The sequence below is a fragment of the Kitasatospora sp. NPDC001225 genome (genome assembly GCF_053597855.1).
In genome coordinates this window covers 31,841-51,788 of the sequence record NZ_JBSFJC010000038.1, presented here as the reverse complement: position 1 = coordinate 51,788, position 19,948 = coordinate 31,841, and the positions used below count along the sequence as shown (strand labels likewise).

The 19,948-nt window shown below is 74.7% G+C and carries 18 protein-coding genes; 7 read left to right on the top strand and 11 right to left on the bottom strand.

The features are described from left to right. Window positions 1–5 precede the first annotated feature (5 nt). Window positions 6–1,547: a hypothetical protein gene (locus tag ACWDCZ_RS15985; protein WP_449816188.1), complete on the bottom strand. Its 1,542-nt coding sequence runs from the start codon at window positions 1,545–1,547 to the stop codon at window positions 6–8. Window positions 1,548–1,925: 378 nt separating this feature from the next. Between ACWDCZ_RS15985 and ACWDCZ_RS15980 the strand changes: the two genes are divergently transcribed. Next, window positions 1,926–2,501 (top strand): nucleosidase, encoded by a 576-nt coding sequence (locus ACWDCZ_RS15980; RefSeq protein ID WP_049649370.1) that lies wholly within the window; start codon window positions 1,926–1,928, stop codon window positions 2,499–2,501. 106 nt (window positions 2,502–2,607) lie between these two features. On the opposite strand, the gene ACWDCZ_RS15975 is transcribed toward ACWDCZ_RS15980, so the two are convergent. Further along, window positions 2,608–3,540, bottom strand: a complete 933-nt coding sequence (locus ACWDCZ_RS15975; RefSeq protein ID WP_388046108.1) for a sigma-70 family RNA polymerase sigma factor — start codon at window positions 3,538–3,540, stop codon at window positions 2,608–2,610. A 103-nt stretch (window positions 3,541–3,643) separates the two neighbouring features. Between ACWDCZ_RS15975 and ACWDCZ_RS15970 the strand changes: the two genes are divergently transcribed. Then, on the top strand, window positions 3,644–4,426 hold the full coding sequence (locus ACWDCZ_RS15970; protein ID WP_449816187.1) for an SDR family oxidoreductase: 783 nt from the start codon (window positions 3,644–3,646) through the stop codon (window positions 4,424–4,426). A 242-nt stretch (window positions 4,427–4,668) separates the two neighbouring features. On the opposite strand, the gene ACWDCZ_RS15965 is transcribed toward ACWDCZ_RS15970, so the two are convergent. Beyond that, window positions 4,669–5,319 carry a cysteine hydrolase family protein gene (locus ACWDCZ_RS15965; RefSeq protein WP_338016376.1) on the bottom strand — a complete coding sequence of 217 codons (651 nt, stop codon included), beginning with the start codon at window positions 5,317–5,319 and terminating at the stop codon, window positions 4,669–4,671. Window positions 5,320–5,334: 15 nt separating this feature from the next. On the opposite strand from ACWDCZ_RS15965, the gene ACWDCZ_RS15960 reads away from it, so the two are divergent. Continuing rightward, complete coding sequence (locus ACWDCZ_RS15960) at window positions 5,335–6,297, top strand: GlxA family transcriptional regulator (protein ID WP_449816186.1); 963 nt, start codon at window positions 5,335–5,337, stop codon at window positions 6,295–6,297. 29 nt (window positions 6,298–6,326) lie between these two features. Here the strand turns inward: ACWDCZ_RS15960 and ACWDCZ_RS15955 are convergent, their stop codons facing one another. Next, window positions 6,327–7,535: an MFS transporter gene (locus tag ACWDCZ_RS15955; protein ID WP_449816185.1), complete on the bottom strand. Its 1,209-nt coding sequence runs from the start codon at window positions 7,533–7,535 to the stop codon at window positions 6,327–6,329. A 162-nt stretch (window positions 7,536–7,697) separates the two neighbouring features. Between ACWDCZ_RS15955 and ACWDCZ_RS15950 the strand changes: the two genes are divergently transcribed. Beyond that, window positions 7,698–8,549, top strand: coding sequence for a helix-turn-helix domain-containing protein (locus tag ACWDCZ_RS15950; RefSeq protein ID WP_449816184.1), 852 nt, complete (start codon window positions 7,698–7,700; stop codon window positions 8,547–8,549). Window positions 8,550–8,792: 243 nt separating this feature from the next. Here the strand turns inward: ACWDCZ_RS15950 and ACWDCZ_RS15945 are convergent, their stop codons facing one another. The 3 genes from ACWDCZ_RS15945 to ACWDCZ_RS15935 all read right to left on the bottom strand — a co-directional run bounded on the left by ACWDCZ_RS15945 (window position 8,793) and on the right by ACWDCZ_RS15935 (window position 12,097). Beyond that, window positions 8,793–10,343, bottom strand: a complete 1,551-nt coding sequence (locus ACWDCZ_RS15945; protein ID WP_449816183.1) for an AMP-binding protein — start codon at window positions 10,341–10,343, stop codon at window positions 8,793–8,795. 172 nt (window positions 10,344–10,515) lie between these two features. After that, window positions 10,516–11,043, bottom strand: coding sequence for a hypothetical protein (locus ACWDCZ_RS15940; protein WP_159028323.1), 528 nt, complete (start codon window positions 11,041–11,043; stop codon window positions 10,516–10,518). A 304-nt stretch (window positions 11,044–11,347) separates the two neighbouring features. Further along, window positions 11,348–12,097: an SDR family oxidoreductase gene (locus ACWDCZ_RS15935; protein WP_074005568.1), complete on the bottom strand. Its 750-nt coding sequence runs from the start codon at window positions 12,095–12,097 to the stop codon at window positions 11,348–11,350. Window positions 12,098–12,215: 118 nt separating this feature from the next. Here ACWDCZ_RS15935 and ACWDCZ_RS15930 point away from each other — a divergent pair, with 118 nt between their 5' ends. Together ACWDCZ_RS15930 and ACWDCZ_RS15925 are read left to right on the top strand one after the other, a co-directional pair. Next, window positions 12,216–13,601: an aspartate aminotransferase family protein gene (locus ACWDCZ_RS15930; RefSeq protein WP_449816182.1), complete on the top strand. Its 1,386-nt coding sequence runs from the start codon at window positions 12,216–12,218 to the stop codon at window positions 13,599–13,601. A gap of 175 nt (window positions 13,602–13,776) precedes the next feature. Beyond that, window positions 13,777–14,481, top strand: coding sequence for an alpha/beta fold hydrolase (locus tag ACWDCZ_RS15925; RefSeq protein WP_449816181.1), 705 nt, complete (start codon window positions 13,777–13,779; stop codon window positions 14,479–14,481). Window positions 14,482–14,541: 60 nt separating this feature from the next. Here ACWDCZ_RS15925 and ACWDCZ_RS15920 read toward each other — a convergent pair whose 3' ends face one another. Continuing rightward, the gene (locus tag ACWDCZ_RS15920) at window positions 14,542–15,741 is read right to left on the bottom strand and encodes a pentapeptide repeat-containing protein (protein WP_387974840.1); all 1,200 of its coding nucleotides are present in this window, start codon (window positions 15,739–15,741) and stop codon (window positions 14,542–14,544) included. 215 nt (window positions 15,742–15,956) lie between these two features. Between ACWDCZ_RS15920 and ACWDCZ_RS15915 the strand changes: the two genes are divergently transcribed. Further along, on the top strand, window positions 15,957–16,136 hold the full coding sequence (locus ACWDCZ_RS15915; protein ID WP_449816180.1) for a hypothetical protein: 180 nt from the start codon (window positions 15,957–15,959) through the stop codon (window positions 16,134–16,136). A 12-nt stretch (window positions 16,137–16,148) separates the two neighbouring features. Here ACWDCZ_RS15915 and ACWDCZ_RS15910 read toward each other — a convergent pair whose 3' ends face one another. The 3 genes from ACWDCZ_RS15910 to ACWDCZ_RS15900 all read right to left on the bottom strand — a co-directional run bounded on the left by ACWDCZ_RS15910 (window position 16,149) and on the right by ACWDCZ_RS15900 (window position 19,879). Then, window positions 16,149–17,351, bottom strand: a complete 1,203-nt coding sequence (locus ACWDCZ_RS15910) for an alpha/beta hydrolase family protein (protein ID WP_449816179.1) — start codon at window positions 17,349–17,351, stop codon at window positions 16,149–16,151. A 105-nt stretch (window positions 17,352–17,456) separates the two neighbouring features. Beyond that, window positions 17,457–18,488 carry a S66 peptidase family protein gene (locus ACWDCZ_RS15905; protein WP_449816178.1) on the bottom strand — a complete coding sequence of 344 codons (1,032 nt, stop codon included), beginning with the start codon at window positions 18,486–18,488 and terminating at the stop codon, window positions 17,457–17,459. Window positions 18,489–18,547: 59 nt separating this feature from the next. Further along, window positions 18,548–19,879, bottom strand: a complete 1,332-nt coding sequence (locus ACWDCZ_RS15900) for a tetratricopeptide repeat protein (protein WP_449816177.1) — start codon at window positions 19,877–19,879, stop codon at window positions 18,548–18,550. Window positions 19,880–19,948 lie beyond the last annotated feature (69 nt).

Genomic DNA, 19,948 nt, shown 5'->3' with positions numbered 1-19,948 from the left:
GCCCGTTACCGGTACTCGGCCAGTCGCCGGCCCAGGCCGCGCAGCGCGGCGGCCGCGGCCACCAGGCCGAGCAGCGCGGCGGCGACGGCGGCGGTGCGCAGGTCCCCGCCGGTGCCCTCGGCGGCCTGCTTGAAGCGGTCCTGCTCGATGTCGGCGGCCTGGGCGAGCGCCTTGTCGGTGGCGTTGAAGGAGGCGTCGGCGGTGGCCGCGTCGCCCTTGGCCGTCACGGTGGCCTCCAGTGCGCCCTGGTAGTCGGCCTCGAACACCTCCCGCTTCCGGGCCTCGTCGTGCCGTTTGCGCCACTCGTCGAACTGCTTGGCGGCCTCCCGGACGCCCGGCTGGGCGGCCGAGGGGGCCAGGCGGAGGGCCTCCGGCAGCGAGCCGGCGGACCGGTCCGCCGGGACGTCCGTGGTGCCGGCGAGGTCTCCGACGGCCTTCGTCCACTGGTCGGCGTACTTGGTGGTCGAGCCGCGGGCGACGAAGTGGAGGTTCTCCGCCAGCCGGGCGGTCAGCACGTCCGCCCGGGCGGTGTTGAGCGCCTTCAGCGGGGCCGCGCCCTCGTGGACGCTCCGCTTGAGCGCCGCGCTGGTGGTCAGACCGGTGACGGCCAGCCACAGCCCGCCGGCCAGGACGGCGGCGGTGGCGCCCAGCAGCCCGATGTTGAACACCCGGTTGGTGCGGCGGAACAGCGTGAGCTGCACCCAGGCCAGCGCGGCCAGGGTGACCAGCGCCAGGCCGTACGCCGCCCACGGCACCGCCTTGGCCTCGGCGTAGTCGTCGGCCAGCTCCTGGTTCTCGGCCGCGGCCAGTTCGGCGGCGGCCGGCAGCAGCACGGTCTGCATCTGCTCGGAGGCGTACCGCAGGTAGGCGCCGCCGAGCGGGATGCCCTGCCGGTTGTCGGCCCGCGCGGTCTCCACCAGGCCGGCGTAGGCGGGGAGTTGCTGGTTCAGCCGGGAGAGCGAGCCCTGGGCGGGCGAGGTCGCGGTGGTCCGGGCGGCGGCCTGGGCGATCAGCTTGGCGGCGGTGGCGATGTCCTGCTCGTAGCGGGTGCGGACCGCGTCGGGCTCGGCGCCGGCCAGCAGGAAGCCGCTCGCCGCGGTGGTGGCGGCGTCGGCCAGGCTGCGGTGGATCTCGGCGGCGTCCCGGCTGAGCGGCTGGCTGTACGAGACCACCCGGTCGGCGGCCTGCGCCCTGGTCTCCAGCTGCCAGGCGGTGAGCCCGCCGAAGGTGACGGTGAGCACCGCGAGCACCACGCCGGCCAGTCGCAGCCGCCCTGGGGGCGTGCGAGTGGCCTGTGCGAGCCGGGCGCGCACGCCGGTGGCGACGGCCGCCGGAGGGCGCTTCTCGGGCGCCCCACCGGGTCTGGCCGCCGGGGGCGCCCCGCCGGACTTCGCGAGCGGGGCCGATCCGGGGACGGCCGGTGCCCCCGGTGCGGCCGCCGCCACCGGCACGGCCGTCGCCACCGCGGCGCCCGGCGCCCCCGGCAGCTGGTTCGGCCGTGCCGGGAACGCGGCGCCGGACGCGCCGTTGCCTACTGGTGTTGCCACCCGCCTCATCCTCCCCTGGGGCCGGGCCCGTCCCCGGGGCCCGACCGATGGCAGCAGTATGGCCGTGACTCCCCCCGACCACACCTGACTTGCGCCGATCTTGAGCATGTCGTGCACGTCCCCCGGACGGCCCGTGGCACCGGCGCGGCCGGTGCCGTCGGCGCCGTCGGTGCGGCCCGTACGGTCCGTACGGTCCGTACGGCCCGTACGGTTCGTGCCGCTCCCGCCGGTCGTCTCCTGCCGGTCGTCCCGAGAGGTGGCGAACCGTCCGACGCGGGCCGCACCCTACGCGGTTCCCCCGGCCGGGCGGAGCGCGGGGGTCCGGTTGCGGGCGGGCTTTCCCGGGTGCGGCGACCCCTCGCTCCGTACGATGGAGGTATGCGCCTGCTTGGAACGATCTCGCCCGACCGTCCGCTGCTCGTCGTCGCCGTGCGCGAGGAGGCCGCCCACCTGGACGACCGCCTGCCCGTGCTGCTCACCGGGATAGGGAAGGTCAACGCCGCCGTCGCGCTGGCCACCGTCCTCGCGCAGGGCGAGAAGCCGTCCGAGGTGATCAACCTCGGTACGGCCGGCGCGCTGCGCCCCGGCTGGGAGGGCACCCACCACGTGGTCCAGGTGATCCAGCACGACCTCGACACCGCCGCCCTGCACGCGCTCACCGGGCGTGAGTACGGGGCCCCGCTGGTGATCGGCAAGGGCGACGGCCCGGTGCTGGCCACCGGCGACCTCTTCGTCTCCGACACGGACGCCCGCGACCGGCTCGCCGAGCACGCCGACCTGGTGGACATGGAGGGCTACGCCGTCGCCACCGTCGCCCACCGCGCCGGGCTGCCGGTGCGGCTGGTCAAGCACGTCAGCGACCAGGCCGGGGACGGTGCGGAGCACAGCTGGAAGGAGGCGGTGGACGACTGCGCCCGGAAGCTGGCCGACTGGGTGGTCGCGCAGGGCTGGTGACGTCCTCTCAGGGGCTGGTCAGGGTGGCGCGGTGACCGGGGGGACGCAGGGCCGACCGGGCTTGACCGGGGAGGGCGCGGCCGCCCTCCCCGCCCCGCCTCCCGGGTCAGCCGTTCCGGAAGTCGGTGAGGTCCAGGCCCGCCAGCCGCTCCGGGTCGGTGAGCACGTCGATCGCGACGATCGCGCCGTCCACCACGGTGAACGCCATGACCGACAGCGGCCGGCCGTTGTCGCCGATGACCACCGCGCCCGCGGTGCCGTTGACCAGCGCCGGGCGGGCGAACGGGGACAGCGTGCCCCACAGGACGGCCTGGCCGGCCACCGTGCCGGCGCCCGAGAGCACCACGGTGTGCCGGGCCAGCAGCGCGCCGCCGTCCGAGCGCAGCACCACGTCCGGGTCGAGCACGGCGAGCAGCGCGTCCAGGTCGCCGTTGCGGGCGGCGGCGAAGAACGCGTCCACGGCCGCCCGCTGCCGGCCGAGGTCCGGGTCGGGCGCGGGCGCCTGCCCCTGCACCTTGCGGCGGGCCCGGCTGGCCAGCTGGCGGGTGGCGGCGGCGGTCTTCTCGATCAGCGGGGCGATCTCCTCGAACGGCACCGCGAACAGGTCGTGCAGCACGAAGGCGACCCGCTCGGCCGGTGACAGCGACTCCATCACCACCATCAGCGCCAGCCCGACCGAGTCCGCGAGCATCACCTCCTGCTCCGGGTCCACCACGCCCTCGCGCCGCAGCAGCGGGTCCGGGATGCGCGGCGGGCCCGGCTCGCCGCCCGGCCCGGCGGGCTCCAGCGGCTCCTCGCGGCGCTGGGCGCGGGTGCGCAGCAGGTTCAGGCAGACCCGGGAGACCACCGTGGTCAGCCAGCCGCCGAGGTTGTCCACCCCGGCGGTGTCGGTGCGGTCGTAGCGGAGCCAGGCCTCCTGGAGGGCGTCCTCGGCCTCGCTGATCGAGCCGAGCATCCGGTACGCGACCGCGCGCAGGTGCGGGCGGTGCTCCTCGAAGAGCGCGGTCCGGGCGGATTCCCCGTCCACCTTCTCGTCCACGTGTCACATTCCTTCGTCGCCGGGGGTCAGGGCAGCAGGAGTCACCCAACAACGGCCGCGGCGGGGAGATCAACTCCCCTCCCGGGACGAATCGGAGACGGTCATGACGAAGAACACGGTGCTGGTCACCGGAGGTACCGGGACCCTGGGCCGGCAGGTGGTCCCGCTGCTGCGCGCGGCCGGCCTGCCGGTGCGGGTGCTCAGCCGGCGGGAGCGCCCGGACGCCGGTGGCGTCGCGTACGTGCGCGGCGACCTGCTCGGCGACCCGGCGACGGCGGCCGCCCGGCTGGACGAGGCGCTGGCGGGCGTGGGCACCGTGCTGCACCTCGCGGGCGGCCCCAAGGGCGACGACGTCGCCACCCGGCTGCTGGTCGCCGCCGCCCGGCGGGCCGGGGTGCGGCACCTGGTGTACATCTCGGTGATCGGCGCGGACCGGCTGCCGCTCGGCTACTTCCGGGCCAAGCACGCCGCCGAGCGGGCGGTGGCCGAATCGGGCCTGCCGTACACGGTCCTGCGGGCCGCGCAGTTCCACGACCTGGCGTTCACGGTGGCGGAGAAGACGGCCCGGCTGCCGCTCGTCCCGGCCCCCGGCGGGGTCCGCTGGCAGCCCGTGGACGTACGGGAAGTCGCCGCCCGGCTGGTGGAGTTGGCGCTGGGCGAGCCGGCCGGGGCGGTGCCCGACCTGGCCGGTCCGACGGTGTACGCGATGGAGGAGCTGACCCGCGGCTACCTCGCGGCGCGCGGCCGCAGCCGCCGGCGGCTGCCGCTCCGGGTGCCGGGCAAGGTCGGGCGGGCGTACCGGGCGGGGGAGAACCTGGCCCCGGCGGGCGCCGACCACGGGCGGCGGACCTGGGAGGAGTACCTGGCGGAGCGGCTGGCGGCCTGACGGCCGTCGGTGGCGGCCCGCTGTCGGTGACGGTCCGTAGGCTGGCCGCCGTGCCCCTCCTCGACGCCGTCCGCGCCGACTCCGCCGCCGCGCTCGGGCTCAGCGGCCCCCCGGCCGCCGCGCTCGGGCCCGACGTCCCCCGGCCTTCGGGGCCCTGGCGCGGCTGCGGGAGCTCGCGCTGGGCCCCGGGGCGTCGTACGTGCTGCTCAATGCCGAGGAGGGCGACGCCTACGAGCCGCTGTTCAGGCCCGGGCGGCTCCGGTGACGTCCTCGGTGGTCACCACCTTGGCGAAGCGCATCGCGTGCAGGGTGGCGGCCGTGGCGCGGGCGAGGTCGGCGGCCGGGATGGTGGTGCCGTCCGGGCCGGCCATGTCGAAGGAGTGCATGGCGTCGGTGGGGAAGATCGCGTCGTAGCCGAGGTTGCCGGCCATCCGGGCGGTGGTCTCGCAGCACACGTTGGTGATGATCCCGGTGACCACCACCTGCCGGGCGCCGCGCTCCTGCAGCCAGGCGTGCAGGTCGGGGGTGCCGTAGAAGGCGCTGTTGACGGTCTTGGTGACGTGCAGCGCCGGGGTGAGCCCGGCGACGAAGTCCTTCAGGTCGTGCCCCGGGGTGCCCCCGGCCAGCGGCGTGCCCGGGCCGTCGTGCTGCACGGTGACGATCGGGCGGTCGGTGTCCTGCCAGGCGGTGATCAGCTCGGCCATCCGCTGCTCGGCCTGCGGGTTGTCGCGGGGGCCGAAGGCGGGGGCCTCGAAGCCCTTCTGGACGTCGATGAGCAGCAGGACGGCGTCGGGGTCGAGGGCGAGGGGGGCGTCGAAGGCGTCGAGGTTCGTCATGCCGTCCATGGTGGTCGGCGGGGCCGGGGAGGCGTGATGGGCGGAGATGCCGACCATCGATAGATTCCTGCCATGCGTACGGTGGGTTGCCTGATCTTCGACGGTGTCCGGGCCTTCGACTACGCCGTGATCGGCGAGGTGTGGGCGAACCGGGCCATCCGGCCCGGCCAGCCCCTCTTCGACCTGCGGGTCTGCGGGCCGGAGGGCGCCCGGGTGCGGCTGGGCGGCGGGCTGGAGCGGCTCCCCGACCACGCCCTGGGCGCGCTCACCGACTGCGACCTGGTGGTGGTGCCGGGCGTCGAGGACCCGGGGGCCCGGCACGCCCCGGAGGTCCTGGGCGCCCTGCGGGCCGTCGCCGCGGCGGGCGTCCCGATCGCCTCGCTCTGCGCGGGCGCCTTCGTCCTCGCCGAGGCCGGCCTGCTGGACGGCCGCGAGGCCACCACCCACTGGGCGCTCGCCCCCGAACTCGCCCGCCGCTTCCCGGCGGTGACGGTCCGGCCCGAGGTGCTCTTCACCGGCGGCGACGGCCTGTGGACCTCGGCCGGCGTCGCGGCGGGCATCGACCTCTGCCTGCACCTCGTCCGCACCGCCCACGGCCAGCGGGCCGCCGCCACCATCGCCCGCGCCATGGTCACCGCGCCCTTCCGGGCGGGCGGCCAGAACCAGTTCCTGCCCTCCCCGGTCCCGGACGCCGCCGTCGGCGACGACCCGCTGGCCCGCCTCCGCGCCGAGGTCCTGGCCTCCCTCGACACCCCCTGGACGGTGCGCCGGATGGCCGCCGCCGCCCTGATGTCCGAACGCACCTTCGCCCGTCGTTTCACCGCCACCACCGGCACCACCCCGATGCGCTGGCTCCTCGACCAGCGCGTCCTCACCGCCCAGCGCCTCCTGGAGGAGACCGACCTGCCCGTCGACACCGTCGCCACCCACTGCGGCTTCGCCTCCGCGGTCTCCCTGCGGCCGGTCTTCGTGGACCGGGTCGGCGTCGCCCCCCGCGAGTACCGTCGGGCCTTCCGCGGCCGCGAGGACGGCTGAGCGGTTCGGACCGGCTGAACCGGTGGACGTCATCCGGGAGTTGATGGAGCGGCGGTGGCGGGGCGGCGGGGGCCGGTTGCTGCGGAGAGGGCGAAGACCAGCAGGCCGAGGGCCGTCATGGCGGCGCCGGCGAGGTTGGTGAGGGGGAGGGCGGTGCCGGGGTGGGGGCCGCCGTGTTCGATGACGGCGGCGCCGAGCAGGGAGCCGAGGGTGATGCCCACGCCGAAGGCGGCGGTGTTGGCGGTGCCGACCAGGGCGGAGTCGCGGCCCGCGACCCGCAGGACGTAGGCCTGGGTCGGGGTGAGCAGGCCGAAGCCGCAGAAGCCGAGCAGGAAGAGGGTGGCCACGGCCGCGCCCTTGTGGTGGACGGTGGCGGTGAAGAGGGCGAGCGTGAGGGCGAGGGCCGCGAACAGGGCCGCCGTCGTCGGGACGAGGGCGCGGTCGGCGGCCCGGCCGGCCAGCCAGTTGCCCGCGACCAGCCCGGCGCCGTAGACGGCCAGCAGCCAGACCACGTCGCCCGTTCCGAAGCCGGTGACGGCGGTCAGCATCGGCTGGACGAAGGTGAAGGAGGCGAACAGCCCGCCGAAGCCGACGGCCGTCGCGGCGAGGGCCAGCCAGAGGCGGAGGCCTGCGAAGACGGCCAGTTCGGCGCGGAGCGAGGGCGCGGCGGAGGCGGGGGCGTCGGTGGGGGCGGTGTCCGTGCGGGGGAGGAGCCGCAGCAGGCCGAGCAGTCCCGCCGCGCCGAACACGGCGACCAGCACGAACGCCCCGCGCCAGCCCCAGGCCTGCCCGGCCAGGGTGCCGATCGGCAGGCCGAGCACGTTGGCCAGGCTCAGCCCGGTGAACACCAGGGCGATCGCGGCTCCCCGCCGGGCCGTCGGGACGAGCCGGGAGGCCACGACGGAGGCGACGCCGAAGAAGGCGGTGTGGGTGCACCCGGTGAGGAAGCGGGTGGCCAGGAGCAGGCCGAAGGTCGGTGCGAGGGCCGAGGCGAGGTTGCCCGCCGTGAACAGCAGCATCAGCAGGACGAGCAGGCGCCGGCGGGGCATCCGCAGGGTGAGCAGGGCGAGCGCCGGACCGCAGGCCTGGCCGACGGCGTAGGCGGTGGTGACCAGCCCGGCGCGGGCGACGGTGACGTCGAAGTCGGTGGCGAGGGCGGTCAGCAGGCCGTTCGTGACGAACTCGGTGGTGCCGACGGCGAAGGCGCTGACGGCGAGCGCGAGCAGGGCGGGGGGCATGGCGGTGGAGGGTCCTTGGCTGGGGCGGGGCCGGGGCGCGGCCGGACGGGGCCATGCTCCGGCGCCCCGCGCGCCCCCGGCCAGCCACCTGTCGTTCCTACTCCTCGGAGGGTCACCCACGGCGCTGGCCTGCGGAAACCTTCCGCCGTAGCCTCGGTGGGCATGGGAGCCAACAGCGAGCTGGGCGAGTTCCTGCGCCTGTGCCGCGCCGCCGTCACCCCGGCCGAGCTGGGCCTGCGCGTGCCGGCCGAGCACCGGAGGGTGGCCGGGCTGCGCCGGGAGGAGCTGGCCGGGCTGGCGGGCATCAGCGTCGCCTACTACACCCGGCTGGAGCAGGGGCGCAGCACCAACGCCTCGGACCAGGTGCTCGACGCGATCGCCCGCGTCCTGCGCCTGGACGCCACCCAGCGCACCCACCTGGGCGACCTCGCCCGCCGCCCGCCCCGGGCCGTACGGAGCCGCCCTCCGGTCGAGCAGCCGGACCCGCGCTCGGTGCACCTCCTCGCCTCGCTGGACCAGGTGCCCGCCCTGCTGCTCGGCCGCCGCAACGACGTGCTCGCCTGGAACCGGCTCGGCCACGCGCTGCTCGCCGGACACCTCCCGTACGGGGCGCCGGACGATCCGGCCACCCGGCCGTCGATGAGCCGGCTGCTGTTCCTGGACCCGCGCACCCGCGCGCTCGAACGGGACTGGGAGCACTACGCCCGCACCCACGTCGGCTACCTGCGGCTGGTCGCCGGGCGGTACGGGGAGGACCGCGAGCTGGCCCGGCTGATCGGCGAACTCAGCATGAAGAGCCCGGAGTTCGCCGCCTGGTGGGCGGGCGGGAACGTGCGGGAGTGCACCTTCGGCAGCAGGACGCTGGACCATCCGGCGGTCGGGCCGCTGGAGGTGACGTACCAGGTGTGGCTCCAACCCGACCGGCCGGACCACCGGTTGGAGGTCTACACCCCCGGCCCGGACCCGGCCGCCGCCGCGGCGCTCGACGCGCTGGCGCGGTCGCGGCAGCCGTAGCGGGGGAGAAGGGGAGAAGCCGACGGGGTGGCGGCCCTCAGCGCCGCCACCCCGTTGGCTTCTCGGCACGGGGCCCGTGGCGTGTTGAGCCAAACCCCACCTTGGGGTGAAGCCGGGTGGGGATTCCCGTGGGGACCGGTGCCGGTTCGGTGTGCGGCCGCCACTCCGGCCGCGCACCCCGGCCGCCACCTGGTGGCCGCGCACGGCGCGGTCCGGCGGGTGCGGTCCGGCGGGTGCGGGCCTTCAGGCCGTGGCGGCCGCGCGCAGCCGCTTCTTGTCCGGCTTGCCGACGGGCGTCAGCGGGATCTCGTCGACGAGGTGCAGCACCTCGGGGGCGAAGATCCGCCCCTTGCGCTCGGTGACGAACGCGCGGAGGGTGTCCAGGTCGGGCCGCTGCCCCGGGGCGGGGACGACGGCGACGTGGACGTGCTCCGCCTCCTGGTCGTCGCGGACGCCGAAGACGGCGCAGCGGGCGACCGCCGGGTGGGTGAGCAGGAGGTCCTCCACCTCGGAGGGGTAGACGTGGCCGCCGACCACGATGATCAGGTCCTTGACCCGGTCGGAGAGGTAGAGGTAGCCGTCCTCGTCGAAGTAGCCGACGTCCCCGGTGTTCAGCCAGCCGTCCCGGAGCACCGCGGCGGTGAGGTCGGGCCGCTTCCAGTACCCGGCCATGACGGCGTCGGAGCGCAGGTGGATCCCGCCCTGTTCGCCGGTCGGCAGGTCGGTGCCGTCGTCGGAGCGGATCGCCACCTCGACGCCCGGGACGGGGCGGCCGACCGGGACCTGGCCGCCGGGGCCGATCCGGTCGTGCTCCTGCGGGGTGAGGAAGGAGATCAGCTGGGCCTCCGACATCCCGTAGAGGCCCACCAGGACCGGCCCGAAGACCTTGAGCGCCTCGCGGATCCGGGTCGGTGAGGCGGCGCTGCCCCCGTAGGAGAGGTACCGCAGGCTGGACAGGTCGGTGCGGCCGATCGCCGGGTGGTCGAGCAGCTGGTGGAGCAGCGGCGGCAGCACCCAGAGGTCGGTGATGTGCTCGCGCTCGATGGCGGCCAGGACCGCGCCGGGCTCGAAGGAGCGCTGGAGGACCACCGTGCCGCCGTGCTGGAGGGTCAGGTCGGCGAAGATGCCGGCCAGGTGGGCGAGCGGGGTGGCGGCGAGGAGGCGGGGCGCGCCGGCGGCGGGGTCGCTGCCGATCGGGGCGTCGAAGATGTGGCGGTACGGCCCGTGCAGGCTGAGGATGCCCTTGGGGATGCCGGTGGTGCCGCCGGTGTGGCGGATGCTGAGGTCGTCCTCCGGCCCGACCCGGACGTCCGGGGGTTCGGCGGGGCGGTGGGCGGAGGCGGCGATGACGTCCTCGCCGAGGGCGGCGGGGTCGCCGCCGGGTCCGGGGCCGAGGGTGAGGACGGTCGGCACGTCGATCAGCGGGAGCAACTCGGCGGCCTCGGCGTACCGTTCGGCGTCCACGAGCAGCACGGTGGTGTCGACGCTCGCCGTGATCTCGGCCAGGACCGGGGTGCTCATGCCGTCGTACAGGTTCACCACCCGGGCGCCGGCGAGGCCCGCCGCGTACCGGGCACTCAGGGCCTCGGGGGTGTTGCCGGTCAGCAGGGTCACGGTGGTGCCGCGGGCGGCGCCCCGGGCGATCAGCTCGTGGGCGAGGCGGTAGCCGGCGGCGGCGAATTCGCCGGCGGTGATCTCGGCGCCGTCGGCGGTGACGACGGCCTGCCGGTCGGGATCGGCGGCGAGGGTCTGGAGGATCAGAGCGGGACCGCTGACGAACTCCGCGTCGGGCATGGCTACTTCTTCCTTGTAGTTTGCAACCATGTCCACAGGCTAACCCCAACCTCCGCCCCTGGTCCGGGAACTGCCGAGGAGGGCCGAATGTGATCGTCCGTCACCCGGACAGGGGAATGATCGCGGGCGCGCGCCTGTTTCGGGGCGCACACCCGCTGAGGGGCCCGCGTGGTCAGAACGCCGCCGGGGGCCGGAGGGCGAGGTCGGTGGCGGTGGCCCAGTGCTCGGTCGCGGCGGTGACGATCGCGTAGCCGGGCTGGGAGGGGAGCCGGGAGATCAGGGCGCTGCGGCAGCCGTGGCTGCGGTGGACCTCGACGGGGACGGGGACGCCGTGGAGCCGGACCTCGCCGGGGGTGGGCGGGCCGTCCGGCGGGGCGAGGTGGATGCGGGGGTCGAGGCGGTCCGAATTCGCCAGGAAGGTGGAGAGTTGGGACCGTGGGGTGGTGAGGGAGCCCACCCGGTGGCCGGACGGGACGGGGCGCGAGGTCTGGACGACGGCGACGAGTTCGCCGTCCAGGTGGTAGTTGAGGTCGAGGTGGCAGAGGTAGCCGTCGGAGGACAGCCGCCCCAGCAGGAAGCGCCACCCGCGCGGGGCGTCGCGGAGCACGGCGATCTGCTCGCCCCACTCCTCGGCGGTCTCGCGGTGCGTCGGTATGCGGATGCCGTGCGGGCGGGTGTCGCGGAACAAGGGCTCCCCCAACGGGCTGGTGGTGACCGGGCGTCGGCACGATGATCGCGCCGCGAGGGGCACCGCGGGAGGGGGAGACGACTTTTCGGCCGTTCGCCGCGTCGGCGGATTGCTTCGGGCCGGGGTGGGACAGAAGCTTCGGGGCGTCGGCTTCGGCGGCGTCGCGGGGACATCCGGGCAACGGCCCGGTGAACCGCGGTCGACGCTGGTCGAACGGCAGCGGCAACCGGACGGGGGACGGAACATGGGTCAGGGCGGTGTCGCGACGTTCCGTGCGGGGGCGGCGCGGCGCCCGGTCGGCCTGGGAAGACGGGCGCTAGCCGCGGCCCACGTACGGCATGGCGCTGGGCATGACCAGGACGGACTGGATGTTCACCCCGAGCGGCAGTCCGGCCATGGTCCGCACCATGTCGACCACGTGCCGCACGTCCATGGTCGGTTCGACCCGCCGTGAGCCGTCGGCCTGGAGGACGGCCGGCTGGGGGTGGTCGGGCGGGGTCACGTTCCCGATGTCGATCTGGCCGCAGGAGATGTCGTGGCGGCGGCCGTCCAGGGACAGCGAGCGGGTCAGCCCAGCCACCGCGTGCTTGGCGGCGGTGAAGGCGGCGGAGTCCGGGCGGGGCGTCTGTGCGGAAGGCGCGCCGTTGTTGATGATCCGTCCGCCGCGCGGGGTCTGACGCTTCATGATCCGGAAGGCCGCGCGCGAGCAGAGGAAGGTGCCGGTGGCGATGGAGTCCATCACGCGGTGCCAGTCCTCGACGGCCACGTCCTCGGTCGGGGTGTACGGCATGACGTCGGCGGCGTTGTTGAACAGGAGGTCCAGCCGTCCGAACCGTTCCTCGACGAACTCGAACAGGCCGTCCACGGCCACCGGGTCGGTGATGTCGGCGGGGAAGGGGACGGCGCGGTCGCGGTCGGCGGGGGCGGCGAGCCCGGCCGTCTCCGCGAGCGGCTCCTTGCGGCGGCCGACCAGGACCACCGTCCAGCCGTCCGCCAGCAGGCCCAGCGCGCTCGCCCGCCCGATGCCGCGCCCCGCCCCGGTGACGACCGCCGTCCGCTCCGCCATGCCCCACGTCCCCTCTGCTCCGCTCTGCTCTGCTCGCGATGCCGTCCGGCAGGAACCCGTCCCGACGAAGGGCACCCCGAGCGTGCCCGGACAACCCTCGACCAAACAGGAGTCGCACATGAATGGCCGTAACCCGGCGGCGCAGTCGAACGGCCGCAGCCCGGCGCACGTGGATATCCCCGACCCGGTACCGGGCCGGACCGACGGCAGCCGGCAGTGGTTCGAGCGGGCCAAGGAGTCGCTGGCGGGCGGCGTCAGCTCCTCCGCCCGGCTGACCTCGACCGGCCCGGACCCCTACCCGCTCTACCTGGTGGGCGGTTCGGGCGCGCGGGTCCGGGACGTCGACGGCAACACGTACGTGGACTACCTCGCCGGCTACGGGAGCGCGGTGCTGGGCCACGCCGACCGGCAGCTCGCCGAGGCGCTCGGCGCCGTCCTGGGCGCCGGCACGATGTTCGGCACCTGCAACACGGTGGAGGTCGAACTCGCCGAGCTGATCAGGGAGATGGTGCCCTGCGCGGAGCTGGTCCGGTTCGCCAACTCGGGCAGCGAGGCGGTGCAGGGGGCGGTGCGGGCCGCCCGCGGGTACACCGGGCGGTCCAAGGTCCTCAAGTTCGAGGGCCACTACCACGGTTGGTCGGACACCCTGGCCGTCTCCAACCGGCCCGACCCCGCCGAGGCCGGGCCGTACGGCGCGCCGCGCTCCGTGCCCCACTCGGCCGGCATCCCGGCCGGTGTCGTCGGCGACGTCGTGGTCTGCCCGTGGAACGACCCCGGGGCGCTGCGCGCGGTCCTGGACGCCCACCGGGGCGAACTCGCCGCCGTCGTCTGCGAACCGATCGTCGCCAACAACGCCTGCACCATGCCCGCGCCGGGATACCTGGCGCTGCTGCGGGAGGAGTGCACGGCGCGCGGCATCGTGCTGGTCTTCGACGAGGTCTGCACCGGCTTCCGCACCGGCCCCGGCGGCGCCCAGGCGCTGTTCGGGGTCGTGCCGGACCTCGCCGTCTACGCCAAGGCGCTCGGCGGGGGCCTGCCGATCGCGGCCTTCGCGGGGCGGCGCGAGGTGATGGAGCCGGTGGCCGAGGGACGGGTGAAGCACGGCGGCACGTACAACGCCTCGCCGCTGTCCGCGACGGCCTCGCTGGTGACGCTGCGCAGGCTGAACCGGCCGGACACCGTGAAGCACATCGAGGAGAGCGGCCGACGGATCATGGAGGCCGTCCGGCGGGCCGCCCGGGACCGGGGCGTCCCCTGCGCGGTCCAGGGGGTGGGGGCGATGTTCCAGGTGGTGTTCACCGCCGACGGCGAGCCGACCCGGCACTACCGGGACCTGCTCCGCAGCGACCAGGCCCGCCACCACGCGTTCCGCCACGAGCTGCTCCGCCGGGGGATCCACGTCAACGCGTACGGGATGGCCTGCTGGTTCGTCTCGGCCGCCGTGACGGAGGACGACCTGGACGAGACCTGCGAGGCCGTGGAGGGCGCGTTCCGCACCCTGTGAGCCGGCGCTGTTGTGCGCGGGAAGTCGGCGGGGCCGACTTCCCGCGCGCGGCCGGGCGGAGGCGGGCAGGTCCACCGGTGACTGTCGGAGGCGGGTCGTACACTCGCGCGCGGCAAGGGAGTTCCGGCATACCGGAGTTGACCGGAGTTGACCGGCGTACGAGGGGGACTGTTCCATGGCGACGTTCGTGCTGATCCACGGCGCGGCTGCCGATTCCTGGTGCTGGGAGTCGCTGGCGACCGAGCTCCGGGGGCGGGGCCACGAGGTGGTCGCGCCGGACCTGCCGTGCGAGGACGACACGGCCGGGCTGGCCGAGTACGCGGACGCGGTGGTGGCGGCGGTGTCGTCGTCGGCTTCCGGCCGGGTCGGCCCGCTCGTGGTCGTCGCGCACTCCTTCGGCGGCTTCACCGGTCCACTGGTGTGCGCGCGACTGCCGGTGGACCTGCTGGTCATGCTCCAGGCCCAGGTGCCGGCGCCGGGGGAGACGCCGGGTGCGTGGTGGGAGAACACCGGCTATCCGGAGGCCCGCCGCGAGTCCGACCGCGGCAGGGGCGTGGCAGAGGGCGCGGAGGAGGACGAGCGCGCCCTCTTCCTGCACGACACCCCGCCCGCCCTGGCGGAGGAACTCCTCACCGAGCACGGGCGACGCCAGTCGGCCACGCCGTTCGGGACACCGTGGCCCCTGGAGGCCTGGCCGCAGGTGCCGACCAGGTTCCTGCTGGCCACCGGCGACCGCTTCTTCCCGCCCGCCTTCCTGCGCCGGCTCGTCCACGACCGGCTCGGCCTCCGGCCGGACGAGATGCCGGGCGACCACCTCCCGATGCTCGGCCACCCGGAAGAACTGGCCGAGCGCCTGGAGGCGTACCTGGCGGCGCTGTAGTCGGCCCGCATCGCGCGGAAGGTCGGCGGCGCGTGAACGCCGTCAGTCGGGGGCGTTCGGTCAGTCGGGGTTCTGTACGACCTTGATGGACTGCAGCTGGGCCGGCGTCAGTTGGGCCTCGGTGAGGCCGCGCTTGGTGAAGCGCGCGCGGGAGAGGTCGGCGCCGACGAAGGAACAGCCGCTCAGCACCGCGCCGGTGAGGTCCGCGCTGGCGAGCTTGGCGTGGTCGAAGTGGCAGTTCGTCAGGACGGCCCACTTGAAGCTGGTCTCGCTCAGGTCGGCGTGGCGGAAGTCGGCGCCCGAGGCCTTGCACCCCCGCAGCCTGGCCTGGGGGGCCGAGGCGCCCACCAGCTCCGTTCCCGTGAGGACGGCGCCGGACAGGTTCGCGTCCGGGATCCTGGTGTCCACCATGGTCGTGCCGGAGAGATCGCACCGGGTGAGGTCGGCCGAGGTGAGATCGGCGGAGTCCAGGTCGACACCGGTGAGGGTCGCCTCCACGAGTCGGGCGTCTCCCAGCTGCGCGTACTCCAGGGAACTGCCCGACAACAGGCTCGAACTCAGGTTGGCCCGCCACAACCGGGCCCCGTCCCAGACCAGGTTCCGGAGATCGAGCCGCGAAAGGTTGAAGTGGCCGCCGGAATACCGCTCGGGCAGACGGCCCAGGATCAGCACCGCCACCTGGACGTCCTCGGCCGGATCCGGCTCCGGGCTGGTGGAACCCCCGAGTGGGCGGGCCTCCCGGAGGAAGTCGCGCAGCATCGACGGCCAGGACGGCTCGGTGGCCTCCTGGTCCTGCGGCGGGGTGCGCCAGGCGAGCCGTTCCAGGCGGTAGAGGGCGGCGATGCGGCGCTCCGGGTCGGTGGACCGGAGCTCCTCCCGTAGCGCCGCATCCGTGGTGCCCGCCTTGGGGGGTGGCGCCGGAGCGTCCCGGTCCGCGTCGTCGGCGGCCAGCCAGAGCCGGTGGAAGCGTTCGACCTCGTCCTCCGGGTCCGGCTTCTGCCGCCCGACGGCGGTGCCGGCCAGGTACCGGACCATGGACTCCACCCGTGCCCAGGCGGGTACGGCCACGCCGTGCAGCAGTTGGCTCGCGGTGTCGTGGCTCACCGTCGTCGGCAGCTCGTCGCGCTGCTTGATGCCGAGGGAGATCTCGCGGAGGCTGGGCTTGCCCGCGCCCCGGTACAGCCCGTGCAGCGCTTCGACCAGGTCCCTGCGTGGCCCGGGCGGGAGCTTCTCACTGGTCGGAACGACGATTCCCGCCAAGGCCGCGCTACCCCTCGATGGACTGTCAGATTTCGTCCGTAACTGTCGGTCCATCATGAAGTGGCGGGGCGGTTCTGTCAGTTGAACACGGGTTCCTGGCGGCAGGCCTCCGGTTTCATCCGGTCTCATCGACCGGGCGCGGTGCTGCCTCCGTCCGCCGCCAGGGTTGATCCAGGCCGTGAGAGGCGGCCGTCCAAGGGATGAGGAGGAGCGCGATGTTCGAGCACGGTCGGCCCGGTGGGGCGGGACGGAGTGGCGAGGTGGCCGGACGGAGCCGTCGGTGGCGGGTCGTCCGGCGCACCGTCGCCCTGTACTTCGTCCGGGGCATGGCCACGGCGGCGGGCGGTGCCACCGTGACCGGCCTGCTCGCCTGGCTGGTCGCCCAGCGGGGCTAGTCCGGCGCCGCCCTAGCGCTGGAAGACCACTTCCGGATTGTCCGGCGAGGGGCCGTCCAGCAGCGGACCGTCGATCCCCTTCAGCGTCCGGTCGAAGAACGCCGTCACGTACTCGCGGGTGATCTCCACCCCGCGTGCCGGGGAGAGGGGCGGCGCTGGGAACCCGGCCTGCTCGTGCAGCAGGTCCAGGTCGCTGAAGCTGAAGTGGTCGGCGCCGGCGACCGTCAGCCACTTCTTGTAGCCGCCGAGGGCGTCCCAGGCCTGCCCCCACGTGGTGTCGCCGCCACCGGCCGGGTGGTTGTCGGGCGTACCCAGCATGAGGAACGGCCGGTTGATCTGGCCGGGCGTCGGGACCGGCTTGAAGGCGCCGTCCATGTTCACGCCGGCCCGTACGCGCGGGTCGGCGACCATCGCGGCGGAGGCCGCCGCTCCGCCGATGGAGTGTCCGGCCATGCCGATCTCGTGCTTGTCGATGAGGTGTGCCAGGCGCCACGCGGTATTGCCGTGCGTCAACTGGTCGATCAGGAAGGACACGTCCCGCGCGCGGTTGGTGGGGATGGAGTCGATCCGCGACGGGTCGCCGCAGATCGCGCACGGCGTCGTCTGGCCGTTCGCCAGCGTCTCGCCGCTGTCCTCGTAGGTGTCGCCGACGAGCGCGACGACGTAGCCGTGACTGGCGAGGTCGGTCGCGAGCGCGGTGAGCGTGACGCGCGGGTCCTCGTACGCGGGTGAGAGGACCACCAGCGGATACTTGCCGGGCTGCGGCCGCGCGCCGTCGAAGGCGTGCGTGGTGACGCCGGCGATGGTCTGTGGGGTGATGCCGGAGCTCGCCGGCAGGTTCTGCCGCTGGACGATTCCGGTTGCCTCGCCGAGGGACATGTAAGGGGCCGGGGTCCCGGTCCCGGGGACGGCCGGGTAGACCATCGTGACGGCCAGTTGGCGGGGGCCGGATGACGGCACCCACGGGTCGAGGCGGCTCGTGTCGGTGAGGTGGATGACGTCCTCGCCGGCGGCGTAGGGGCCGGTCGGCGCGGGGAGCGCGCCCTGGAAGGTCCGCGCGGGTGCGGCGGCCGCGGCCGGTGCGGTGTCGAACGCGCGCGTGGCCACCGGTGCGGCCGACGGTCCGGCCGTGGCGGCGAACCCGGCGCCGGTTCCGGTGGCGAGGGCGGCGAGCGTCAGCACCGCGACTGCGCTGATACGGCGATTGCGTTTCATGGGACAGACGCTAGGGTCCCGAGGCTCCGTGTCGGATCAACCCGTCGAGGTAACCGTCCTGTTGTCGTTCGTAGCCCCCACGGGGTACCGGGTCATACGCCGGGGCTACGTCGTGCGGCGCGGGGCTCCCTTGGTCGGCTCGTGGGGCCCCACCGCCGGTTCGAGCAGAGCGAGCGTCCGCTGCCGCGCGTCGAGGCCGACGCGGACGCCGACCGGCATCGGCAGGTTCGGGCCGGCGTGCCCGAGGTCGACGTTGCCCAGGACCGGGATGTCACGGTCCCCGAGGACGTCGAGGACGATCTCGCGCAGGGTCGGGGACGCGCCGGGTTCGAGGCCGTCGATCTCGCGCGGGACGCCCACGACCATGCCGGCGATCCGGTCGAGGATGCCGCTGTGCCGCATCACGTGCAGGTAGCTCCACACGTACGAGGCCAGGCCGCCCATCTCCTCCCAGAACAGCACCGCACCGTCGAACCGTTCGAGCGGCAGCGCGAAGGGCGTCGCCTGCGCCAGCACGATCCGGTTGATCAACCCGCCGATCAGCGGCCCTTCGACACGGCCGGGACGCCAGCACTCCCATGACGGGCTCGCGGGCAGTGCGCCGATCGCCTCGGTGCCGGTCAGCAACCTGGCGTAGAGCGCCTCGAGTTCAGCCTGGCGCGCCGCGGGCGCGGACCGCCAGTGTCCGCCGAAGCCGGGGACGGCCATGTCGGCGTGGAACCCGACCAGGCCCGTGCGCGAGTGGAGCACCAGGTGCAGCAGGGAGATGTCGCTGTAGCCGAGGATCGGCTTGGGGTCGGCCCTGATCGCCTCGACGTCGATCAGGTCGAGGTAGCCGAGCGCCGTCTGACCGCCGTCACTGGCGACGATCGCGCGCACCTCGGGATCGCGCAGGAGGGCGTTGAGCTCCCCGGCGATCTCCGCCGGGGTGGCCGCGCTCCACCAGTGGCGGCGGCCCGCTTCGAGGAGCGGAGCCCGGCGCACGCGGAATCCCATCCGCTCCAGCACGGCCACCGTCCGCTGGACGTTGGGCTCGTACGCGGGCGGCAGCGGACCGGACAGCGCGGCGATGACGACGAGGTCTCCGGGCGCCAGGGCACGCGGTCGAAGCAGTCGAGGCGGTGCGGAACCAGTCATGGCGCCAGTGTCGCCGCCGCCGTCGGCGGGGTCACCCGACTTTCGCCGGAAGGGTTCTGTCACCACCCCCGCCGTTCGGCGGCCGCGCGTTCCTCGGCGATGGTGGGGATGGCGGCGAGGGCCTCGGCGGGGCGGCCGTTCCGGAGCAGCATGTCGGCCAGGTCGAGGGTGGCCCGGTAGTGGGTGGACGCGCGGAGGAGCGCGACGGCCTCCTCCAGTCGGCCGTCCAGCTCCAGCAGCCGTGCCAGCGAGGTGTCCCACGCGCCGGGCTGCCGTTCGTTGAGGGCGGTGGCCTCCGCGATGCCCTGCGGGCAGCGGCCGGCCTCGCCGAGCAGCCGGAGCCGCAGCTGGAGGACGTCGTCCGGGTGCCCTTCGGCGTACGGGCCGGTGAGCCCTTCCACGAGTTCGAGCGCGCGGTCGGGGCGGCCGTCGTCGACGAGCAGGTCCAGTGTCCGGTGGAGGAGGTTCCCGCAGTCGTAGTAGTCGAAGGTGGGCCGGCCGGTCTCGACGGCTTCGTCGATCCTGCCCTGGCGGACGAGGAGGTCCATCAGCGCCGCGCGGTCGTTCGAGAGGTCGTGGGCCTCGATGCGTTCGCGCAGCAGGGTCTCGGCCTCGGGTGCGCGCCCCGCGTCCTCCAGTGCCTTCGCGTACGCGTCGAAGGCGGCGTAGGGCTGGTCGGCGGCGAGGGATGCCAGCTCCTCGATCAGGCCCTGCCGGGCGAGGAGTTCCGCGTGGTACTCGGGGAAGTTGACGGGGTGGTGCCGGCCGGCGGCCGCTTCGGTGCGCAGGGTCTGGACGGCCTCGTCGGTTCGCCCGGCGCGTTCCAGGACCCGGGCGGTCAGGAGCAGCACCTGCCACCGCTCCAGCGAGTCCGTGGGCTCGGTCCCCGCGCGCTCCGCGGCCTGGGCGAGCACGTCGAGGACCTGGTCGTCCGCTCCCTGGCCCTCGGTCGCCTCGACCAGGCACGACAGCGGCCAGGACGCCCCGAGGTGGGGCGTGAGCACCTCGATGGCCTCGTCGATCCGCCCGGCCTTCGCCGACAACTCGGCGTAGCGCACGCACACGTGGGCGTCGTCCAGCTCGGCCGCGTCCGGGCGCACCATCGCGAGGGCCTCGTCGGCCTCGCCCTGCCGGATCATGACCTCGGCGGTGGCCCACTCGGCGGCCCGCCAGCCGATGTCCGTGAACGGGTCCAGGAGTGCCAGCGCCCGATCGAACTCCCCGGCCGTGCCCAGCTCCAGTGCCGCCGCCTTCGCGCAGTTCCAGTCCCCGCGCTCCTGCGCCGCCCGGGCGAGCAGCTCCACCTGGCCCAGGTCGAGGAGGGTCTGCGCCATGCGCGGGTGGACGCCGCCGAGGTTGTGCGCTTGCCAGGAGAGGTCGTCGATGTTCACGCGGGGAGCGTACGAACCGCTACTGACAGCGGCCCTGGGCTCGCCCCTGCCCAGGGGCGGACCAGGGCC

What these genes read in the sequence shown, in the direction of transcription:
- ACWDCZ_RS15925 (WP_449816181.1), top strand. Translation starts at nt 13,777, where the DNA reads ATGGCGACGTTCGTGCTGATCCACGGCGCGGCTGCCGATTCCTGGTGC.
- ACWDCZ_RS15965 (WP_338016376.1), bottom strand. Translation starts at nt 5,319, where the DNA reads ATGGTCGGCATCTCCGCCCATCACGCCTCCCCGGCCCCGCCGACCACC.
- ACWDCZ_RS15950 (WP_449816184.1), top strand. Translation starts at nt 7,698, where the DNA reads ATGGGAGCCAACAGCGAGCTGGGCGAGTTCCTGCGCCTGTGCCGCGCC.
- ACWDCZ_RS15980 (WP_049649370.1), top strand. Translation starts at nt 1,926, where the DNA reads ATGCGCCTGCTTGGAACGATCTCGCCCGACCGTCCGCTGCTCGTCGTC.
- ACWDCZ_RS15930 (WP_449816182.1), top strand. Translation starts at nt 12,216, where the DNA reads ATGAATGGCCGTAACCCGGCGGCGCAGTCGAACGGCCGCAGCCCGGCG.
- ACWDCZ_RS15955 (WP_449816185.1), bottom strand. Translation starts at nt 7,535, where the DNA reads ATGCCCCCCGCCCTGCTCGCGCTCGCCGTCAGCGCCTTCGCCGTCGGC.
- ACWDCZ_RS15960 (WP_449816186.1), top strand. Translation starts at nt 5,335, where the DNA reads ATGCGTACGGTGGGTTGCCTGATCTTCGACGGTGTCCGGGCCTTCGAC.
- ACWDCZ_RS15910 (WP_449816179.1), bottom strand. Translation starts at nt 17,351, where the DNA reads ATGAAACGCAATCGCCGTATCAGCGCAGTCGCGGTGCTGACGCTCGCC.
- ACWDCZ_RS15945 (WP_449816183.1), bottom strand. Translation starts at nt 10,343, where the DNA reads ATGCCCGACGCGGAGTTCGTCAGCGGTCCCGCTCTGATCCTCCAGACC.
- ACWDCZ_RS15935 (WP_074005568.1), bottom strand. Translation starts at nt 12,097, where the DNA reads ATGGCGGAGCGGACGGCGGTCGTCACCGGGGCGGGGCGCGGCATCGGG.
- ACWDCZ_RS15905 (WP_449816178.1), bottom strand. Translation starts at nt 18,488, where the DNA reads ATGACTGGTTCCGCACCGCCTCGACTGCTTCGACCGCGTGCCCTGGCG.
- ACWDCZ_RS15915 (WP_449816180.1), top strand. Translation starts at nt 15,957, where the DNA reads ATGTTCGAGCACGGTCGGCCCGGTGGGGCGGGACGGAGTGGCGAGGTG.
- ACWDCZ_RS15970 (WP_449816187.1), top strand. Translation starts at nt 3,644, where the DNA reads ATGACGAAGAACACGGTGCTGGTCACCGGAGGTACCGGGACCCTGGGC.